Source organism: Thalassotalea sp. 1_MG-2023, from assembly GCF_030546745.1.
In the GTDB taxonomy this organism is placed as follows: domain Bacteria; phylum Pseudomonadota; class Gammaproteobacteria; order Enterobacterales; family Alteromonadaceae; genus Thalassotalea_C.
Map to the genome: position 1 here is coordinate 98016 of NZ_JAUOPD010000006.1, position 19509 is coordinate 117524.

Genomic DNA, 19509 nt, shown 5'->3' on the forward strand with positions numbered 1-19509 from the left:
AGTTTACTCAGTTTTATCTTTAAACTCACACAAATCTTCAATGATACAAGCGCCACATCTTGGCTTTCTTGCAACGCAGGTATAGCGGCCGTGCAGGATTAACCAATGATGCACATCTACCTTAAACTCAGCAGGAACGACTTTTAGAAGCTTTTGCTCAACTTGATCGACGTTTTTACCCATGGCAAATTTTGTGCGATTTGATACGCGATAGATATGGGTATCTACCGCTATTGTTGGCCAGCCAAAGGCTGTGTTTAATACAACATTAGCCGTTTTTCTGCCAACACCAGGAAGAGCCTCTAAGGCCGCTCTGTCTTCTGGTACTTCACCACCATGTAGTTCAACTAGCATACGACAGGTTTTCATGGTGTTTTCTGCTTTGGTATTAAATAACCCGATGGTTTTTATATAGGATTTTAACCCATCTATCCCTAAATCTAGTATCGCTTGTGGGGTGTTAGCAACGGGGTACAGCTTTGCCGTGGCTTTATTTACGCCAACATCAGTTGCTTGTGCAGAAAGAAGTACCGCAATCAATAACTCAAACGGCGTGGTAAAGTTGAGTTCCGTTGTTGGCTGTGGGTTATCATCGCGAAGTCGAGTAAGTATTTCTAATCGTTTTTCTTTATTCATTGTTATAGTTATGTGGCTATGTTGTTTAATTAGCTATCGAAATTAACGCGAACACGTTCGATATGCTCATCTTGTACTTTAGGTTGTTTTTCTGCAATTTTCGTATCAATTACATTTTTTGCAGCGATTAAAAAACCCATCGCGATAAACGCTCCAGGCGGTAATATAGCGAGTAAAAATTGATTGTCTAGCGCGAAAATTTCTATGCGTAAATTACTAGCCCATTGGCCTAGTAATAAATCCGCACCGTCAAACAATGTACCTTGACCAAGCACTTCCCTGACAGCGCCAAGTGCTAATAACACAAACAAAAATCCCATGCCCATCATAAAACCATCAAATGAGGCTTGTTTAACTGGATTTTTTGACGCATATGCCTCTGCACGACCGATAATGGCGCAATTGGTAACAATTAACGGTAGGAAGATGCCTAACGACTCATAAAGCGAGAAAGCAAAGGCATTCATCAATAATTGTACGCAGGTAACAAATGCTGCAATGATCAAGACAAAAATAGGAATACGAATTTCTTTAGGCACCCATTTTTGAATTAATGATACGGTGGCATTCGAGCACATCAAAACAAATAGTGTTGCTAAGCCTAAACCGAGTGCATTAACAACGGTTGATGTAACGGCTAACAGTGGACAAAGTCCTAGAAGTTGCACTAAACCTGGGTTGTTTTTCCACAGGCCTTGCCATGTTAACTCTTTGTATTCTTGTGGAATATTCATTAGCTTTCCTGACATTTGTTTTGGCTGGTGAAAATGTCGTTTTTATGACTTTTAAAATAAATGATCGCACGTTTACTGGCATTAACAATTGCTCTTGGCGTAATGGTAGCACCGGTAAACTGATCAAATGAACCACCGTCTTTTTTTACCGCCCATTGAGGGTCATTTTCACCTTCTAGAGACTTGCCGTCAAAGCTTAAAACCCAGTCACTTTTACGTTGTTCAATTTTATCACCCAGCCCAGGTGTTTCTTGATGAGATAACGTACGAATGCCTGTTACCATACCATCAATGTTCATTCCTATTAATAGGGTGATATTTCCATTATAACCGTCAGGAGCTGTGATGGTCATCGCTATCGCTGAAGGTTGTTCGTTATAAAAACCTAAGTAGGCTTTTTGGGCTGTTTCGCCTATAGACTCATCATTTAATAATACACATGCTTCGCTCATATTGTTGCTGTGTGCGTTTGAGTTAACAACCTGCGCTAAGCTTTTGATTAAGTTTTGTTGTTGTTGCTGGGCGATAGTATCTCTTGTTAAAAAATCGACAAAGGCCACAAGCGCTGTGCAAGCGATAGCAAATATGGCAAGTAATTTAGCATTTTTTTCAATTGCTTTTCTCATCATTCTTTCCTATTTATGGCCATATGTTCTTGGTCGAGTATATTGGTCTATCAAAGGAGCTGCCATATTGCAAAGTAATACTGAAAATGCGACCGCATCAGGATAACCGCCAAATTTTCGTATAACGAAGACGAGAAAACCTGCAAGCGCGGCAAAGATTATTCTTCCTTTTGTGCTGGTGGCACCTGATACTGGATCGGTTAAAATGAAGAAAGCGCCTAACATGGTTGCACCATTTAACCAGTGAAACATAGTGGAAGCGTTAGTATCAGGGCTTAATAAAAATGCGATAAAAGTACAAACAAATAAGGTGAATAAAAAGGTAACGGGTGTGATCCAAGAAATGGCACGTTTAGCGATAAGTAGTAAACCACCAGCAAGAAAAGCTGCGTTTATCCACTGCCAACCAACACCAAAGTGTTCACCAATAACAGGTGTTTGCAAACTTTCTTCAACTGTTTTACCTAAGGTAATACTGGTTTTCAATGTGTCGAGTGGCGTTGCCATGGTAAAGCCATCTACATGCATTTGTAATTGTTCAACCGAATAGCCTTGTTGGGTGTAATGCGTAAAAATAACTGACACGGTATTATAAAAGTCGAGTTCTAAAGCCATTAAAGACAAAGGTGGTTGCCATGATGTCATTTGTACGGGAAAAGAGATAAGCAACATAACATACGCCGCCATGGCGGGGTTAAATACGTTATGACCTAAGCCTCCATAGAGTTGTTTTACTATGGCGATAGCAAACAAACTACCTAAAACTGAAATCCACCACGGTGCTAATGCCGGTAGGCTTATTCCTAGTAAAATTGCAGTGAGAATCGCGCTACCATCAAAAAGTTGGCTGCGAATATTTTTTTCTCTTAACGATAAAATAAAAAACTCACTGACCAATGCAGTGGTAATGGCAATTGAAATATGAATTAAATTTCCCCAGCCAAAGAAGTACCACTGGGCAAATATACCCGGTATGGTTGCATAGATAACTAAGCGCATTAGCGCAGAGGTTTTGCTTTGCTGATGATCATGGGGTGAACTTGCGATCCAATAAGCCATTCTTAATTAGCCTTGCTGTTCTTTTGTTGTTTTTTTGCTTTAGCTTTTGCAACGGCAGCCGCTATACGCGCTTTTTTATCGTTATCTGTTTCAACTGAAACAGAAGTTTGTTCCGTTGTATCTACTGATTCTGTTTCTTGCGTGTTATCTTTACTGGTACTATCAGGTTCGTCATCTTGAGTAGGGGCACTGGCTTGCGCTTTCTTTGCTTTAGCTTTAGCTTTAGCTTTAGCAACAGCAGCGGCTATCCGTGCTTTTTTATCATTCTCAGCTTGAGATGATGTTGATGATTGTTCCGCTGTATCTACTGACTCTGATTTTTGAGTATTGTCTTTACTATTACTATCAGGCTCGTCATCTTGAGTAGGGGCACTGGCTTGCGCTTTCTTTGCTTTCGCTTTAGCAACAGCTGCGGCTATACGTGCTTTTTTATCATTCTCAGCTTGAGATGATGTTGATGATTGTTCCGTTGTATCTACTGACGCTGTTTCTTGCGTGTTATCTTTACTGTTACTATCAGGTTCGTCATCTTGAGTAGGAGTACTGGCTTGTGCTTTCTTTGCTTTCGCTTTCGCAACCGCAGCGGCTACCCGTGCTTTTTTATCATTCTCAGCTTGAGTTGACTTAGGTGATTGTTCCGTTGTATCTACTGAGTCTGCTTTTTGCGTGTTGTCTGTATAACTATCAGGCGTATCATCTTTAGTATGAGCACTGGCTTGTGCTTTTTTTGCTTTTGCTTTAGCTACGGCAGCCGCAACACGTGTGCTTTTATCATCATCGGCTATAGGTTTTTGCTTAGACGTAGTATTTTGTTTTGCTGCTTTTTTAGCTTTAGCGCGTGCAATAGCTGCTGCTACAGGTGATTTATCATTGTCATTCGGTTGATTATCGTCATCTGGTGCTTTTTGTTGCTTCTTCGCTTGAACACGCGCTAGGGCAGCCGCAACGGCTGACTTTTCTTTGTTTGCTTCTTTGGTGCCGGAGTTCATTCTAGCTTTACGAGCTTCAGCTGCTTTTTTGTGTTTTTCTTCGCGAATTCTTTTATCTCTTTCAAGCCTAGCCTTTCGGGCTTCAAACCTTTGTTTAGCTTTTTCGGCTTTAATATCAAGTAACTTTTGCTCTCTAATTTCAGCTTTTGCGACACGATAATAATGCACTAATGGTATATGGCTTGGGCATACATAGGCGCATGCGCCACATTCAATACAATCAAACAAATTTAATTTATTGAGTTGCTCGTAATCTTGTGCTTTGGCGCTCCATTGTAATTCTTGCGGTAGTAATTGTGCAGGACATGCATCAGCACATTGTCCGCAGCGAATACATTCGACTTCAATATTATCGTCAGGAATTTCTTTCTCGCTTGGAGCTAACAGACAGTTTGTGGTTTTTACAACGGGGATCTCATCGCTAGCTAAGCTAAAGCCCATCATTGGTCCACCCATAATGATGTGTTTTTTAGTTTGTTCAGGGTAGCCACATTGTTTAAGTAAAAACGATACGGGAGTGCCTAATAGTGCCCACACGTTTTGTGGCTTTGAAAGTGCTTGACCACTAACGGTAATAACACGTTTTATGAGTGGGGTATCTGAAATAACGGCTTCAGCAATAGCAAAGCATGTTGCGATATTTTGCATGACAATACCTAATGCACTGGGTAACACGCCTGAAGCAACTTCTTGACCTGTAAGTGCTTGAATAAGCTGTTTTTCGCCGCCCATCGGGTATTTGGTCGGTAAGACGCATACTTTTATTTTATCGATGTCTTGTGTTTGACGACGTAAAGCTTCTATCGCTAAAGGCTTATTGTCTTCAATACCAATTAAAATAAAAGCAGGCTCAAGTACTTTATCAAGAATGTTAATGCCATCTAAAATAGTCCCAGCGTTTTCTCTTACTAATAGATCATCTGCTGTAATGTACGGCTCACATTCGGCTGCATTAATAATAAGGTAATTTATTTGTGCTTGAGTATTTACCTTCACATGTGTTGGAAAACCAGCTCCACCCATTCCAGAAATACCAGCATCAGCGATTTTTTCAATTAATGTATCTTTTGATAATTCATGAAAATTTTCAGTGATGTGGCGCTTACGCCATCTATCCTCACCGTCAGGAACTAGCGTAACACATAGTTCACTTAGCCCCGAAGGATGAGCGATAACGTGAAGATTGATGTTGGTTATTTTTCCACTGGTAGGCGCATGAACAGGCACCATAAGTGGAGCGGAAGCTTTCGTTAATGCTTGGCCTTTAAGTACAGTATCACCCACCGCGACTAATAAGTCGCCTGGTTCACCAATATGTTGCTGAACAGGAATAACTAGCTTTTCAGGCAAAGGCAGGCTTCTGATTGGTTTCTCATTGGTTAAGAACTTCATTTCTGGTGGGTTTATACCACCATGAAACGGCCAAAATTGGCCGCGTTCTATACGTTCAATTACAGATTCCAAATCAACCTCTTTACTTAACTTCTGTTACGGGAATACTTTCTAAGTCCCACTGCCAGTTACGTGTCGTTTTTTCGATCGGGCGCATTTCAATACAATCAACTGGGCAAGGCGCAACACATAAATCACAACCGGTGCATTCATCTGTGATGATGGTATGCATTTGTTTTGTTGCGCCAATAATGGCATCTACTGGACACGCTTGAATACACTTTGTACAACCTATGCAATCTTCTTCAATAATAAAGGCGACCTTAGGAGTATTGTCAGCTTCATGACTTTCATCCATAGCAATAGGTTCTACGCCCATTAAATCAGCAATTTTTTTAATGGTTTCATCACCACCGGGCGCACATTTATTGATAGCTTCGCCATTGGCAACTGCTTCAGCATAAGGTTTACAGCCAGGATAACCACATTGCCCACATTGTGTTTGTGGTAATAATTCGTCTATTTGCTGAGCAAGAGGATCCCCCTCAACTTTAAACTTGATTGAGGCATAACCAAGCAACGCACCGAATGCTAATCCGATCAACCCTAGAATTAAAATAGCGATAAGAGCGGTCATTAAAATTTCACCAAGCCACTGAACCCCATAAAGGCAAGCGACATTAATCCAGCAGTGATCATCGCAATAGCGGAGCCTTTAAAAGGCTTTGGTATATCTGCATTTGCAAGTTTTTCACGCATGGCTGAAAACATCACTAACACAAGAGAAAACCCTAAAGCGGCACTAAAACCATAGACAATTGATTCAATAAAGTTATGGCTTTCATACATGTTTAACAAGGCAACACCAAGTACGGCACAATTAGTAGTGATCAAAGGAAGAAATATGCCGAGTGAACGATAAAGGTTTGCACTTGTTTTCTGAACCACCATTTCAGTAAATTGCACGACAACAGCGATAACCAAGATAAAAGTCATCGTTGTTAAATATTGCAATGATAACGGTTCTAAAACATAGGTTTGCACTAAATAACTAATTAACGATGCTAACGTCATTACGAATGTAGTGGCATAACACATGCCGATAGCGGTTTCAGTTTTTGAGGACACTCCCATAAAAGGGCAGAGGCCAAGAAACTTCACGAGCACGAAGTTATTGACTAAAACCGTGCCCACTAATAATAAAAAGTAGTCAGTCATTTTTTATGCGGAGTTCTTAAAAATTGAGGGTATTATCCGATTTTCTATCAAAGATAACAACAGCTCGATGTAAAAAGTTATATTGCAAATGCAACAATATTGATGATTTGCTAGCTTTATCATCAAGTGGTCGGTTTATCATAAGGTTTTTGCCTTTAGCGAAGCAAAAATAAAAGGCACAAAAGAACACCATCAGTAAGGTGTTCTCTTTGTGATATGACATTTATTGATATTCAGATAATGCTGTTAAACAAACGGCTAAATTAACCTAGCTAAATCTTTTCTGGTTTGCCTATGTAGTAACCTTGACAGCCATCAATAAATAATTTTTCTAAGGTAAATTTTTCTTCTTGGCTTTCGACACTTTCTGCTAACACGGTGATGCTTAATCGATGCGCCAGATCAATCATTAAACGAAGAAAGTATTGGTTGTTTTTGTCTTCATCAATATCGCGAGTATAAGTGCTGTCCATTTTTATAAAATCTGGCTTTAAGTCACGGAAAAATTTAAACGAGGTTAAGCCAACACCAAAGCGCTCTACAGTCACTCTAGCACCCGTGCGATGCAACAAGTCGATAAAACGCTTACTTGTTTTAATATTTTGTTGTAAGCCAAATTCACTAATTTCAAAAACTAAACTTGCACTAATTTTTGGATCACGCAACAAACGTCTTTCTAACCAAATTAAAAAATGTTCATCGCTAATGCTTCGTGGGCTAATGTTTATGCCAAAATTTTGATCGACAAGGTTTTTTTGCCCGATCAACGTGATTGCTTGCTCAATGATCATGCGATCTACTTCTACTATCTTATCTAGCTTTTCAGCCATTGCGATAAATGAAGCCGTTGGTAACATTTCATTAGAAGAGTTGAGAAAACGTGCTAGAAACTCACCATACATCTTAGTGGTTCTGGTGTTAGGTTTAATGGGTTGAACCAGTAAAGTTACCCGTTGATTTTCAAGTACACTTTCTATTTCTTGACGCCAATTTTGATTGCCATAGCTAGCACTATCACTGTTTAAAATATCGGTATCTGTTTGTGCATACCAAGCATTAATTTGCTGTGTTTGAGCTACACTAATCGCCGTATCTGCTAACGCTAAAAGTTCGCCCAACGGGTTATCTTGCGTAAAAGTGACTAAGCCAGTATAAGCCACAGAATCTAAGTCTGAAGACAGTTGAAAATCATTAAATTTACTGGAAATATTGTCAGCAAAATTTTCCGCTTCTCTCATGGTGGTATTTGGCAAGACACAAGCAAAATCAGAACTGTTAAGCCTAAAGATTTTTGCCCCTTTATAACTTGAAAGGCTATTTTTAATAATGTCAGCAACTTTCGCGATGTAATTATCACCCTCATGATAACCATGAATTTGGTTTATGGTTTGTAGCTCACTGCATCGGGTAATGGTGAGTACACCAAATTCTATGTGCTGGTGTTCTAATTCAAAGTACTGAACAAAGCGGTTGCGGTTTTCGAGCTGAGTAATACGGTCAATATAGGCATCACTTTCTAATGCCTTAGTGTCATCCATGTGGGTAGATATTTGCTTTTTAATTTCATCAATACCTGCATCTAGTTCAGGTAAGTCAAACTTTATGGTTTGTTCTTGTACTTCTGTATTGCCTATCGCGTGGTTTAAGTCTTGATTGATTTGTTTATTAATACGTTGAATGATTTCACCAAAACGTTTGATGCTTAATTTCGCCGCGATAAGCGCTAGCAAAAATGAACTAATTAATAAAATCAACGCAAAGCTGAAAAACACCTTGGTTTCAGATTGAGGGTTTACAGCATATTCGATGCGATATTGATTGCTTTGAACTGCTATCGTCTCATGTTGGCTTGCCAAAAGATTATCAAGCCAAGATAATGACGCTGAATGCTGAAAAATAACGCCTTCATTATTGGTTATTTTTAAATATGAAAGTTGTTGATTACGAAGTAAAGATTGTGCAACTTGCTCAAAGGTTGTTTCCGACGACTGTTTAAATAAAACAGAAAGTGTAATGCCGTGTTGATGCTGCTTTTCTGCTACTTGTTGTTTCGCGATAAAAAAAGTCACTGCTAATACGATAATATTAAACAGTAATGCATAAGCAATATTGCGAGAAATAATCTGAGAAAACGTAAACATTTTAACCCTTAAATATAACAGCTATATGCTCGCCAGTTTTGCATTCATGAGTTAACCGCTAAAACACCACCGTAGTGTTAAAATAACTTTGTAAAAGACAACTGGTTAGCTTAAAAATTATTATTATGTTCATCGTTATAACACGAAAAACTTAACAATACTAACGCATTGTAATTCCATTAATTTATTCCACTAATTCTTATTGTGTACCCTAGATTGTATAAAATCAATTTCTCTTCTTTAGGATAATAGAGTTTTATCGCAGTTTAGCTGATAAGTCACTTGCGAAACCATCGCTATATCTATATAATCTGCCCATCTTTTTTGACATATCAATCACTGAAGGCGATTAATGGCGTTATCCATTGTCGTTATTGATGTGTTAGTTAACAGCTTTTGTAGTGTTAACAATAGCGGGCTTCGGTGAATATGGCCCCTATATGGGGTTTTTTTATATCTGTTGTAAGGTATAATACAGCATGATTTATCGCTGGGCTTTAAGCCCTTTTTTTATATCTGGATGAAAAGAAATTGGAGAAGTTGATTGGCTAAATTTGAAGACAACTTAACAGAAATGTTACGCCCAGCAGTAGAAGCTGTAGGTAAAGAGCTACTGGGAGTTGAGTTTGTAAGTGCAGGGAAACACTCTGTACTTCGTGTGTTCATTGATCACGAAAATGGCATTGTTGTTGATGATTGTGCGGAAGTCAGTCATTCAGTTGGCGCAATATTGGATGTTGAAGATCCAATCAGCACTGAATATAGCCTCGAAGTATCTTCTCCAGGGCTTGATCGTCCATTATTTTCACTGGCTCATTATCAAGCGATAATCGGTGAAACCGTAAATATTAAGTTAACTATGCCACTAAACGGACGTAGAAAATTCAAAGGCATATTGGAAAAAATTGAAAATGACACTTTGGTTGTTGTGGTAGACGGTGAGAGTTATGACATTATCTATAGTAATATTGATAAAGGTAACTTAGTTCCGCGATTTGATTAACAACAATTTAAACGATAACGATTAACATATAGGCTAAAAAGCATGAGTAAGGAAGTATTACTAGTTGTAGATGCCGTTTCTAATGAAAAAGCATTACCTCGTGAGAGCATTTTTGAGGCAATGGAAACTGCGCTAGAAACTGCAACGAAAAAGAAATATGAAGGTGATATTGTTGTTCGAGTTGCTATCGATCGTAAATCGGGTGAATTTGATACGTTTAGACGCTGGTTAGTGATTGAAGACACTCAAGAAGCGGAAAACCCATACGCTGAAATGAGTCTATCTGCAGCACAGTATGACGAACCTGAAACTCAACTAGGCGACTACGTTGAAGAGCAGATCGAGTCAATTAAATTCGACCGTATTACTACACAAACAGCAAAGCAAGTTATTGTTCAAAAAGTACGTGAAGCTGAACGTGCTTTGATTGTAGATTCATATCAAGATCAAGTTGGTGAGTTAATCACAGGGGTTGTTAAAAAAGCGAACCGTGACAGTGTGATTCTTGATCTAGGTAATAATGCTGAAGCGGTAATTTACCGTGATGACTTATTACCGCGTGAAGTATTTCGTCCGGGAGACCGTGTTCGAGGCTTATTATACGCTATTAAGCCAGAAGCACGCGGCGCACAATTATTTGTTTCACGTACGAAGCCAGAAATGCTAATTGAATTATTCCGTGTTGAAGTGCCTGAAATAGGTGAAGAAATGCTGGAAATTCGTGGTGCAGCGCGTGACCCAGGTTCACGTGCGAAAATCGCTGTTAAGTCAAATGATAAGCGAATTGATCCTGTTGGTGCTTGTGTTGGTATGCGAGGATCACGAGTACAAGCTGTTTCTGGAGAATTAGGTGGGGAGCGTGTAGATATCGTTTTATTTGACGATAACCCTGCTCAGTTTGTTATCAACGCAATGGCACCTGCTGAAGTAGCGTCAATCATTGTAGATGAAGACAAACGCACAATGGATATTGCTGTTGAAGAAGGTAATTTAGCAATGGCAATTGGTCGTAATGGTCAAAATGTACGTTTAGCGAGCAACCTAACTGGTTGGGAACTCAACGTGATGACTGTTGACGATATGAACGAGAAGCACCAAGCTGAAAACGATAAAGTGTTAAATCTATTCACTGAGAAATTAGACATTGATGAAGATTTTGCCACGTTATTAGCTGAAGAAGGTTTTACATCTCTTGAAGAAATTGCGTATGTTCCAACGTCTGAATTGTTAGAAATAGACGGCATGAACGAAGATATTGTTGAAGAGTTAAGAGACCGCGCTAAAGCCGCATTAACCACACAAGCTTTAGCAAGTGAAGAATCATTAGAAAATGCAGAACCAGCAGAAGATCTTCTTAACCTTGAAGGGTTAGATCGTCACCTAGCATTTGTTTTCGCAAGTCGAGGCGTTATTACGCTAGAAGATTTAGCAGAGCAAGGGGTAGATGATATTTCTGATATAGAAGAGCTTGATGAAAAGACAGCAGGCGAGCTAATTATGGCAGCTCGTAATATTTGTTGGTTTAACGAAGAATAATCGCCGGGAGAACTATATAGATGGCATCTGTAACAGTAGAAGAACTTGCCAAAGAAATAGGTGCACCTGTCGAAAGATTGGTAAGCCAGTTATCTGATATTGGTATTGAGAAATCGTCGGTTGACGAAATTTCACAACAAGAGAAAGAATCATTACTTGATCACTTGCGTAAACAGCATGGTGACGACACAGGCGCTGCGCCAAGCAAAATGACACTAAACCGTAAGAAAAAATCTACGTTAGTGTTAGGCTCAGGAAGCAAAGCTAAGTCTGTACAAGTAGAAGTGCGTAAAAAGCGTACCTACGTTAAGCGCAGTGATGTTGAAGAACAACAAGCTCAAGCTGAAAAAGAAGCTGAAGAAAAAGCTTTAGCAGAAGCAAGAGCAAAAGAAGAAGCGGAAGCGAAAGCAAGAGCCGAAGCTGAATTAAAAGCGAAAGCAGAAGCAAGAGCGAAAGTCGAAGCAGAAGCGAAAGCAAAGGCTAAAGCTGAAGCTGAACGTAAAGCCAAGGAAGCGACTAAAGCGAAAGCTGAGCAAATTGAAAAAGTCAAACCAGCAGCACCTGTTGAAAGTGAAGAAGCGCGTAAACTACGTGAAGCCGCTGAAAAAGAAGCTGCTGATAAAGCCGAAGCTGAAGCAAAAGCAGCAGCCGAAGCAGCACGTAAACTGGCTGAAGAAAACGAAGCTCGCTGGAAAGCGGAAGAAGAAGAACGTAAAAAACATGAAAATGATGTTGTTCACGTTACTTCATCTGTTTATGCGCAAGAAGCAGAAGATGCCGTAGATGCACAGGAAGAAACAGGTCGTCGTCGCAAGAAGAAAAAAGCGAAAAAAGATGATAAGCCTGTAGCACATGGCAAAGGTAAGAAGAAAACCTTATCTGCTCCGCAAAGTTTAAAGCATGGTTTCCAGAAACCTGTAGAAGCTAAAACAAAAGAAGTTCGTATTGGTGAAACGCTTTCAGTAGCAGAGCTTGCTAATAAAATGGCCGTTAAAGGCGCAGAAGTTGTTAAAGTAATGTTCAAAATGGGCGCTATGGCAACAATTAACCAAGTGATCGACCAGGAAACTGCAGCATTAGTTGCTGAAGAAATGGGTCATGATGTGGTACTCGTGAAAGAGAATGCGCTAGAAGAAGCGGTACTTTCTGATCGTGGTGACATAGGTGAAGCACAAACTCGCGCACCAGTCGTTACCATTATGGGTCACGTTGACCATGGTAAAACATCGTTACTTGACCACATTCGTGAAGCAAAAGTTGCAGCAGGCGAAGCGGGTGGTATTACACAGCACATTGGTGCATACCACGTTGAAACTGATGGTGGCATGATCACCTTTTTAGATACCCCAGGTCACGCAGCGTTTACGGCTATGCGTTCTCGTGGTGCTAAAGCAACTGATATTGTTATTATTGTTGTTGCTGCTGATGATGGTGTTATGCCACAAACTATTGAAGCTATTCAGCATGCGAAAGCAGCAGAAGCTCCGATTGTTATCGCAGTGAATAAAATGGATAAAGAATCAGCTGATCCAGACCGTGTGAAAACTGAGCTTTCTCAACATGATGTTATCCCAGAAGACTGGGGTGGTGATGTACAGTTTGTTCATGTATCAGCTAAAACGGGCTTAGGTATTGATGAGCTTTTAGACTCAATTTTGCTTCAATCAGAAGTATTAGAGTTAACGGCTGTTGTTGATAAAATGGCAAGCGGTGTAGTTGTTGAATCTAAACTTGATAAAGGTCGTGGTCCAGTTGCAACCGTTCTTGTACAAGAAGGTACGCTAAAACAAGGTGATATTGTGCTTTGTGGTTTAGAGTATGGTCGAGTTCGTGCAATGCGTGATGAGCTAGGTCGTCAAATTACTGAAGCTGGTCCTTCTATCCCGGTTGAGATTTTAGGTCTTTCGGGTGTACCGCAATCAGGTGATGAAGCAACTGTTGTTAAAGATGAGAAAAAAGCACGTGAAGTTGCGTTGTATCGTCAAGGTAAATTCCGTGATGTTAAGTTAGCGCGTCAGCAAAAAGCGAAACTTGAAAACATGTTTACTGACATGGCCGAAGGTGAAGTTTCTGAAGTTAACGTAGTACTTAAATCTGACGTTCAAGGTTCACTTGAAGCGATTTCTGATGCGTTAGTTAAGCTTTCAACAACAGAAGTGAAAGTGAAAATCATTGGTTCTGGTGTTGGTGGTATTACGGAAACTGATGCTTCATTAGCAGCAGCGTCTAATGCGATTGTTGTTGGTTTTAACGTACGTGCTGACGCATCGGCACGCAAAGTCATCGAAACGGAAGGGGTTGATTTACGCTATTACAGTGTAATTTACCACTTAATCGATGAAGTTAAACAAGCAATGAGTGGTTTACTTGCGCCAGAATTTAAACAAGAAATTATTGGTCTTGCTGAAGTACGTGACGTATTTAAATCACCAAAAATTGGTGCTATCGCTGGTTGTATGGTGACAGAAGGTCTTATCAAGCGTAATAATCCAATTCGTGTACTTCGTGAAAACGTTGTAATTTACGAAGGTGAGCTAGAATCATTAAGACGCTTTAAAGATGACGTACAAGAAGTGAGAAAAGGTACTGAGTGTGGTATCGGCGTTAAGAACTATAATGACGTTAAAGTAGGCGATCAAATCGAAGTATTTGAAATCGTTGAAGTACAACGTAGCTTGTAGTGTTTAATAATATTGTTCTCTCTTATCTTTAAGTTGATTTAACATTTAGGGTAGAACAATAACGCACAACTAGATTTTGACAGAGTTAAAAAATAGTTTAATGAAATGGGGGCTTTGCCCCCGTTTTGATTTCATAAGAGTTTATATTGAATCGGGGTTTCTATGAGTAGAGATTTCTCACGCACTGATCGCGTAGGTCAGGAAATTCAAAAAGAAGTGGCAATGATCATTCAACGTGAAGTAAAAGATCCACGTTTAGGCATGGTAACGGTCAATGCAGTTGAAGTTACCCGTGATCTTGCCTATGCCAAGATTTACGTGACCTTTTTTACACTGGAAGGGCAAGATGCTGAGCAGTCTATTGCACTTCTAAATGAAGCATCGGGTTTTATTCGGAGCTTATTAGCAAAACGCATTAAAGCGAGAATTATGCCTGAATTACGATTTGTATATGACAAATCAATGGTTGAAGGTGTACGTATGTCCTCGCTTGTTGATCAGGCTGTTGCTGACGATGAGCAGCGAAAGTCAAAGCATAAAGGTGATGATGAGTAATGGCAAAAAGAAGAAAAGGAAGGCCGGTCAACGGTATTGTATTACTTGATAAGCCTTATGATATTTCATCGAATAAAGCATTACAAAACGTCAAACACATTTATTTTGCACAGAAAGCTGGGCATACAGGTGCGCTTGATCCGTTAGCAACAGGCATGTTGCCGATTTGTTTAGGAGAGGCGACTAAGTTTTCTCAGTTTCTCTTAGATACAGACAAAACCTATCAAGTTACCGCAAAACTTGGTGTTAGAACTACAACCAGTGATATTGATGGTGACATTGTTTCAGAAAAGCCGGTTAATGTTAGTGAAGCACAGATTTTAACAGCGCTTGATAGCTTTCGTGGCAAAACGCAGCAAATACCGTCAATGTATTCAGCATTGAAATATCAAGGTCAGCCCCTTTATAAATATGCACGCGAAGGCATAGAAGTACCGCGAGAGTCGCGTGAAATAGAAGTGTTTAACCTAGAAGTATTACGTATTGAAGGTGATGAAGTAGATCTAGAAATACATGTATCAAAAGGTACGTATATTCGTACTATTGTTGATGACTTTGGCGAACTGTTAGGTTGTGGTGCACATGTAAGTGCGCTTAGGCGTGTAAGTGTTGGCAGTTATCCTCGTGATAAAATGGTTACATTGGCGCAGCTTGAAACACTATTAGCAGAAGCTAAAGAGCAAGAGATTTCGCCATCATCATTACTTGACCCATTATTATTACCGATGAATACAGCAGTGGTTAATTTACCCTCAGTATCTGTTGATGATATGAGTGCGGCTTTTTTGAGAAGGGGAAACCCTGTGCAAGCAGCAAATGCACCGAGTGATGGCGTAGTGCAAGTTTATATTGATAATAACAATGAACCTGAATTTATTGGTGTAGGTGTTATCGATGATAATGGCTTAGTTGCGCCAAAGCGAATTACCGTTGTAGAGCCAACTTAACTGCGAATAGCAATGTGGTTTAGCGCGAATAAATATTGCAAAGTTAATGGTTATTGGTAGAATACGCGCTCTTTTAGAACGTCTTGCTGGTTTAGTGTTCGGCTTGACGCGATTTTTAAACACTAATTTAAGGTATAAACTATGTCTTTATCAGTAGAGCAAAAAGCAGCTATCGTTGCTGAATACGCAACAAAAGAAGGTGATACAGGTTCACCGGAAGTTCAAGTTGCTTTGTTAACAACTCAAATCAACCACTTACAAGGTCACTTCAAAGAGCACATCCATGATCACCACTCTCGTCGTGGTTTATTACGCATGGTTAGCCAACGTCGTAAGTTACTTGATTACTTAAAAGGCAAAAATGTTGAGCGTTATTCAGCATTAATCGCTAAATTAGGTCTACGTCGTTAATCGATGCTGACTTAACAAAAAAGGAGCCAATGGCTCCTTTTTTACTTTTTGACGAACACAAAAATTACATCAATAGGTTTTATTCGCCTAATTCTAATGCAATGGCATCAACAATTTTCTTGGGCTGACCTATATACAAGTTATGGTTCAAAAGTATTAACTCATCATCTACTGCTAATAACAAAGCAGGAATTGCTTGAGTACCAATAATTTGTTGAATTTCTTCGATATCACCAATGGCATATTCAGCTTCTTTACACAGTTTGCTCGCTTTAAGGCTTTTTGCTGGGGGCGATAACTTTAATTGTTCAATGGTTTTTTCAACATCTTTTTCAGTGATAAGCAAATTACCATGTTTAAAATGCTGTTCTTGAAGGTTAGCTAATAAATTTAACGCCTTTCCTTGTGCTTTTTGTTCTACCCAGCTCATTAAGTTCGCCACTAGTGTTGAGTCTTGTTTTTGTTCACATTGTTGCTTATACGCATCACTAAAGGTTACTGTTGATAGTGACTCTATATCTTTCAAAATTGATGCATCTATAGTGTGGTCACCATGATAATAAGCACAGTGTAAAGTATGAATAGTAATGTCATTGCGGGCTTTTGCGATTTCGGCAAGTAAAGGGCTGGCAGCATAGCTCCATGGGCAATGGCTGTCATAAATAAAGAAAATTTCTGCGGACATAGTTAAACTAAAAACCTGAGTGTAAGAATACACTAATTTTATCGCGAATAGCGTAAATTTGCATCCGTTATCTCTTTATAAAAGGGAAAAACATAACGATGAAAATAAAAAGTTCTGTTCAAATATTCTGCTTTGTGGTATAAAGTGCGCCGCTAAAACTGACACAATCTACAAGTAAATTGTTGCTGTGTTGGTTTTACAATAACGAGGTATTCAATAATGAATGCCTACTATTTAAACTCACATACATCTAGCAAAGATATATCGGGGTGCGCGATTTTCGCGTCGAATATATTGGGTGTATGAACGCTTAACCCCAAAAGGAAAATATTATGCCAAACGTATCAATGCGTGACATGCTTAAAGCAGGTGTTCACTTCGGTCACAAAACTCGCTACTGGAACCCAAAAATGAAATCTTACATTTTTGGTGCTCGTGATAAAGTTCATATTATCAACTTAGAGCAAACAGTTCCTATGTTCAACGAAGCTTTATCTTTCTTATCTGGTGTTTCATCGAAAAAAGGTAAGGTATTATTTGTTGGTACTAAGCGTGCTGCAAGTGAAGCAATTAAAGATGCTGCAATTAAGTGTGACCAATTCTACGTTAACCACCGTTGGTTAGGTGGTATGTTGACTAACTGGAAAACAGTTCGTCAATCAATCAAGCGCTTAAAAGATCTTGAGTCACAAAGCACTGATGGTACTTTCGAAGCATTAACAAAGAAAGAAGCATTAATGCGTACTCGTGAAATGGAAAAGCTTGAGAAAAGCCTTGGTGGTATCAAAAACATGGGCGGCTTACCAGACGCTATTTTCATGATTGATGCTGATCACGAGCACATTGCTGTTAAAGAAGCAAACAACCTAGGTATTCCAGTTATCTCAATTGTTGATACTAACTCTAACCCAGACGGTATCGATTACATTGTTCCTGGTAACGATGACGCCATTCGTGCAGTAACGCTTTACACTGATTCTGCAGCTAATGCAGTATTAGAAGGCCGTGAGCAAAACATCGCTGTTCAAGCTGAAAAAGACGGCTTCGTAGAAGCTGAATAATTCACTTTTCAACACATGTCAGTTGCCATAATAGCGTCATGCTGTTGTGGCAATCTGTTAAAACTTATTCGAATTTTGAGGAATTAACTCATGGCAATTACTGCTGCTCTAGTTAAAGAATTACGTGAACGTACTGGCGCTGGTATGATGGATTGTAAGAAAGCCTTACAAGAAACAGACGGCGATATCGATTTAGCAATTGAAAACATGCGTAAATCAGGTCAAGCGAAGGCTGCTAAAAAAGCAGGTAACATCGCTGCTGAAGGTCAAATCATGATCAAAGACGGCGCTTTAGTTGAAGTTAACTGTCAAACTGATTTCGTTGCAAAAGATGAAAATTTCTTAGCATTTGCTAATGAAGTTGTTGATACAGCTGCTGCTTCTAAGCCTTCAATTGAAGAGTTACAAGCACAATTTGAAGAAAAGCGTATCGCACTTGTTGCTAAAATTGGTGAAAATATCAATGTACGTCGTGTTGCTTATGTTGACGGTGCTTCTGCCTCTTATAAGCATGGCGCAAAAATTGGTGTTGTTGTAGCGGGTGAAGGTGATGCTGAATCACTTAAGCATGTTGCAATGCATGTTGCTGCTTCTAAGCCTGAGTATGTTAACCCAGAAGATGTACCAGCTGAAGTTGTAGAGAAAGAAAAAGCGATTCAAATCGACATCGCAATGAACGAAGGTAAGCCTGCTGAAATCGCTGAAAAGATGGTTACAGGCCGTATGAAGAAATTTACCGGTGAAATCTCACTTACTGGTCAAGCTTTCATTATGGAACCTAAGCGTACAGTTGGCGACGTATTAAAAGAGAAAGGCGTTTCTGTTTCTTCATTCATTCGCTTAGAAGTAGGTGAAGGTATTGAAAGAAAAGAAGAAGATTTTGCTGCTGAAGTTGAAGCACAAATTGCAGCGGCTAAATCTTAATCGAAAGTTGGCTAATAATTGAGTGAAAACACTCTTTTTATTATTTAGACTTCCGATAGTTCGCTAAACGTATTAAAATAGCCGCGGTCATAAAACCGTGGCTATTTTTTTATCTGCTATATTAGCATTACATCAACACAGGAATGTTTTTTATATGAGCACCAATCCTAAACCAACATATCGTCGCATCCTATTAAAACTCAGTGGTGAAGCCTTAATGGGCGATGAAGGATTCGGTATCGATCCTAAAATATTGGATCGTATGGCACAAGAAATTAAAGAACTTGTTGAAATGGATATACAAGTTGGGCTTGTTATTGGTGGCGGAAACTTATTTCGTGGTGCTGGCCTTGCAGAGGCAGGGATGAACCGAGTCGTTGGTGACCAAATGGGTATGTTAGCAACAGTCATGAACGGATTAGCGATGCGTGATGCGCTTCATCGTGCTTTTGTTAATGCGCGTTTAATGTCAGCAATTGATTTAGCAGGCGTATGTGATACGTATAACTGGGCTGAGGCAATTAGTTTACTAAAGTCTGGTCGCGTGGTTATTTTCAGTGCTGGTACAGGAAATCCGTTTTTTACAACTGATTCTGCTGCCTGTCTTAGAGGCATTGAAATAGAAGCTGATGTTGTTTTAAAAGCAACAAAGGTTGATGGCATTTTTTCGGATGATCCAGTAAAAAATCCTGAAGCAGAACTCTATAAACATTTAACGTACCAAGAAGTATTAGAAAAAGAATTAAAAGTAATGGACTTGGCGGCATTTACTTTGGCAAGAGACCACAGTATGCCTTTGCGTGTTTTTAACATGAATAAACCAGGTGCGTTGAAAGCAGTGATCATGGGGAACGAAGAAGGTACCATCATAGATCATGCAGAAAACTTAGCATAATTGTAAAACGTAAGGA

At 39.5% G+C, this 19509-nt stretch carries 18 protein-coding genes; 9 read left to right on the forward strand and 9 right to left on the reverse strand.

All coding sequences use genetic code 11. The features are described from left to right. Positions 1–3 precede the first annotated feature (3 nt). From nth to Q4489_RS06825, 8 genes are all read right to left on the reverse strand, one after another. Positions 4–636, reverse strand: coding sequence for an endonuclease III (gene nth / locus Q4489_RS06790; protein WP_303478360.1), 633 nt, complete (start codon positions 634–636; stop codon positions 4–6). Positions 637–665: 29 nt separating this feature from the next. Continuing rightward, positions 666–1370 carry an electron transport complex subunit E gene (locus Q4489_RS06795; RefSeq protein WP_303478362.1) on the reverse strand — a complete coding sequence of 235 codons (705 nt, stop codon included), beginning with the start codon at positions 1368–1370 and terminating at the stop codon, positions 666–668. Beyond that, positions 1370–1996 (reverse strand): electron transport complex subunit RsxG, encoded by a 627-nt coding sequence (gene rsxG / locus Q4489_RS06800; protein ID WP_303478538.1) that lies wholly within the window; start codon positions 1994–1996, stop codon positions 1370–1372. The genes Q4489_RS06795 and rsxG overlap by 1 nt, the downstream gene beginning before the upstream one ends. 9 nt (positions 1997–2005) lie before the next feature. Then, positions 2006–3055: an electron transport complex subunit RsxD gene (gene rsxD, locus Q4489_RS06805; protein WP_303478363.1), complete on the reverse strand. Its 1050-nt coding sequence runs from the start codon at positions 3053–3055 to the stop codon at positions 2006–2008. Between the two features lie 2 nt (positions 3056–3057). Beyond that, entirely contained in the window at positions 3058–5508 is a 2451-nt protein-coding gene (rsxC, locus tag Q4489_RS06810) for an electron transport complex subunit RsxC (RefSeq protein WP_303478365.1), read from the reverse strand. 10 nt (positions 5509–5518) lie between these two features. Then, positions 5519–6073 carry an electron transport complex subunit RsxB gene (gene rsxB, locus Q4489_RS06815; RefSeq protein WP_303478366.1) on the reverse strand — a complete coding sequence of 185 codons (555 nt, stop codon included), beginning with the start codon at positions 6071–6073 and terminating at the stop codon, positions 5519–5521. After that, positions 6073–6654, reverse strand: a complete 582-nt coding sequence (gene rsxA, locus Q4489_RS06820) for an electron transport complex subunit RsxA (RefSeq protein ID WP_074498444.1) — start codon at positions 6652–6654, stop codon at positions 6073–6075. The genes rsxB and rsxA overlap by 1 nt, the downstream gene beginning before the upstream one ends. A 272-nt stretch (positions 6655–6926) precedes the next feature. Further along, positions 6927–8795 carry an EAL domain-containing protein gene (locus Q4489_RS06825; protein WP_303478369.1) on the reverse strand — a complete coding sequence of 623 codons (1869 nt, stop codon included), beginning with the start codon at positions 8793–8795 and terminating at the stop codon, positions 6927–6929. Positions 8796–9339: 544 nt separating this feature from the next. On the opposite strand from Q4489_RS06825, the gene rimP reads away from it, so the two are divergent. The 6 genes from rimP to rpsO all read left to right on the forward strand — a co-directional run bounded on the left by rimP (position 9340) and on the right by rpsO (position 15928). After that, positions 9340–9798, forward strand: coding sequence for a ribosome maturation factor RimP (gene rimP, locus Q4489_RS06830; protein ID WP_303478370.1), 459 nt, complete (start codon positions 9340–9342; stop codon positions 9796–9798). A 42-nt stretch (positions 9799–9840) separates the two neighbouring features. Further along, the gene (nusA, locus tag Q4489_RS06835) at positions 9841–11334 is read left to right on the forward strand and encodes a transcription termination factor NusA (RefSeq protein WP_303478372.1); all 1494 of its coding nucleotides are present in this window, start codon (positions 9841–9843) and stop codon (positions 11332–11334) included. 20 nt (positions 11335–11354) lie between these two features. After that, entirely contained in the window at positions 11355–14015 is a 2661-nt protein-coding gene (gene infB / locus Q4489_RS06840; protein WP_303478374.1) for a translation initiation factor IF-2, read from the forward strand. Between the two features lie 162 nt (positions 14016–14177). Then, the gene (gene rbfA, locus Q4489_RS06845; RefSeq protein WP_074498439.1) at positions 14178–14570 is read left to right on the forward strand and encodes a 30S ribosome-binding factor RbfA; all 393 of its coding nucleotides are present in this window, start codon (positions 14178–14180) and stop codon (positions 14568–14570) included. Continuing rightward, complete coding sequence (truB, locus tag Q4489_RS06850; RefSeq protein ID WP_303478377.1) at positions 14570–15517, forward strand: tRNA pseudouridine(55) synthase TruB; 948 nt, start codon at positions 14570–14572, stop codon at positions 15515–15517. Before rbfA ends, truB begins: the two co-directional genes overlap by 1 nt. Positions 15518–15658: 141 nt before the next feature. Further along, positions 15659–15928, forward strand: a complete 270-nt coding sequence (rpsO, locus tag Q4489_RS06855; RefSeq protein ID WP_074498437.1) for a 30S ribosomal protein S15 — start codon at positions 15659–15661, stop codon at positions 15926–15928. 79 nt (positions 15929–16007) lie between these two features. On the opposite strand, the gene Q4489_RS06860 is transcribed toward rpsO, so the two are convergent. Further along, positions 16008–16613 carry a hypothetical protein gene (locus Q4489_RS06860; RefSeq protein ID WP_303478380.1) on the reverse strand — a complete coding sequence of 202 codons (606 nt, stop codon included), beginning with the start codon at positions 16611–16613 and terminating at the stop codon, positions 16008–16010. Positions 16614–16945: 332 nt separating this feature from the next. Here Q4489_RS06860 and rpsB point away from each other — a divergent pair, with 332 nt between their 5' ends. From rpsB to pyrH, 3 genes are all read left to right on the forward strand, one after another. Continuing rightward, positions 16946–17674, forward strand: coding sequence for a 30S ribosomal protein S2 (gene rpsB / locus Q4489_RS06865; RefSeq protein WP_074498435.1), 729 nt, complete (start codon positions 16946–16948; stop codon positions 17672–17674). Positions 17675–17764: 90 nt separating this feature from the next. After that, a complete protein-coding gene (gene tsf, locus Q4489_RS06870; RefSeq protein ID WP_303478383.1) occupies positions 17765–18598 on the forward strand; it encodes a translation elongation factor Ts in 834 nt (277 codons plus the stop codon). A gap of 154 nt (positions 18599–18752) precedes the next feature. Beyond that, positions 18753–19493: a UMP kinase gene (gene pyrH, locus Q4489_RS06875; protein ID WP_074498433.1), complete on the forward strand. Its 741-nt coding sequence runs from the start codon at positions 18753–18755 to the stop codon at positions 19491–19493. The last annotated feature ends 16 nt before the right edge of the window (positions 19494–19509 follow it).

What these genes read in the sequence shown, in the direction of transcription:
- nth (WP_303478360.1), bottom strand. Translation starts at nt 636, where the DNA reads ATGAATAAAGAAAAACGATTAGAAATACTTACTCGACTTCGCGATGAT.
- Q4489_RS06795 (WP_303478362.1), bottom strand. Translation starts at nt 1,370, where the DNA reads ATGAATATTCCACAAGAATACAAAGAGTTAACATGGCAAGGCCTGTGG.
- rsxG (WP_303478538.1), bottom strand. Translation starts at nt 1,996, where the DNA reads ATGAGAAAAGCAATTGAAAAAAATGCTAAATTACTTGCCATATTTGCT.
- rsxD (WP_303478363.1), bottom strand. Translation starts at nt 3,055, where the DNA reads ATGGCTTATTGGATCGCAAGTTCACCCCATGATCATCAGCAAAGCAAA.
- rsxB (WP_303478366.1), bottom strand. Translation starts at nt 6,073, where the DNA reads ATGACCGCTCTTATCGCTATTTTAATTCTAGGGTTGATCGGATTAGCA.
- rsxA (WP_074498444.1), bottom strand. Translation starts at nt 6,654, where the DNA reads ATGACTGACTACTTTTTATTATTAGTGGGCACGGTTTTAGTCAATAAC.
- Q4489_RS06825 (WP_303478369.1), bottom strand. Translation starts at nt 8,795, where the DNA reads ATGTTTACGTTTTCTCAGATTATTTCTCGCAATATTGCTTATGCATTA.
- nusA (WP_303478372.1), top strand. Translation starts at nt 9,841, where the DNA reads ATGAGTAAGGAAGTATTACTAGTTGTAGATGCCGTTTCTAATGAAAAA.
- infB (WP_303478374.1), top strand. Translation starts at nt 11,355, where the DNA reads ATGGCATCTGTAACAGTAGAAGAACTTGCCAAAGAAATAGGTGCACCT.
- rbfA (WP_074498439.1), top strand. Translation starts at nt 14,178, where the DNA reads ATGAGTAGAGATTTCTCACGCACTGATCGCGTAGGTCAGGAAATTCAA.
- truB (WP_303478377.1), top strand. Translation starts at nt 14,570, where the DNA reads ATGGCAAAAAGAAGAAAAGGAAGGCCGGTCAACGGTATTGTATTACTT.
- rpsO (WP_074498437.1), top strand. Translation starts at nt 15,659, where the DNA reads ATGTCTTTATCAGTAGAGCAAAAAGCAGCTATCGTTGCTGAATACGCA.
- Q4489_RS06860 (WP_303478380.1), bottom strand. Translation starts at nt 16,613, where the DNA reads ATGTCCGCAGAAATTTTCTTTATTTATGACAGCCATTGCCCATGGAGC.
- rpsB (WP_074498435.1), top strand. Translation starts at nt 16,946, where the DNA reads ATGCCAAACGTATCAATGCGTGACATGCTTAAAGCAGGTGTTCACTTC.
- tsf (WP_303478383.1), top strand. Translation starts at nt 17,765, where the DNA reads ATGGCAATTACTGCTGCTCTAGTTAAAGAATTACGTGAACGTACTGGC.
- pyrH (WP_074498433.1), top strand. Translation starts at nt 18,753, where the DNA reads ATGAGCACCAATCCTAAACCAACATATCGTCGCATCCTATTAAAACTC.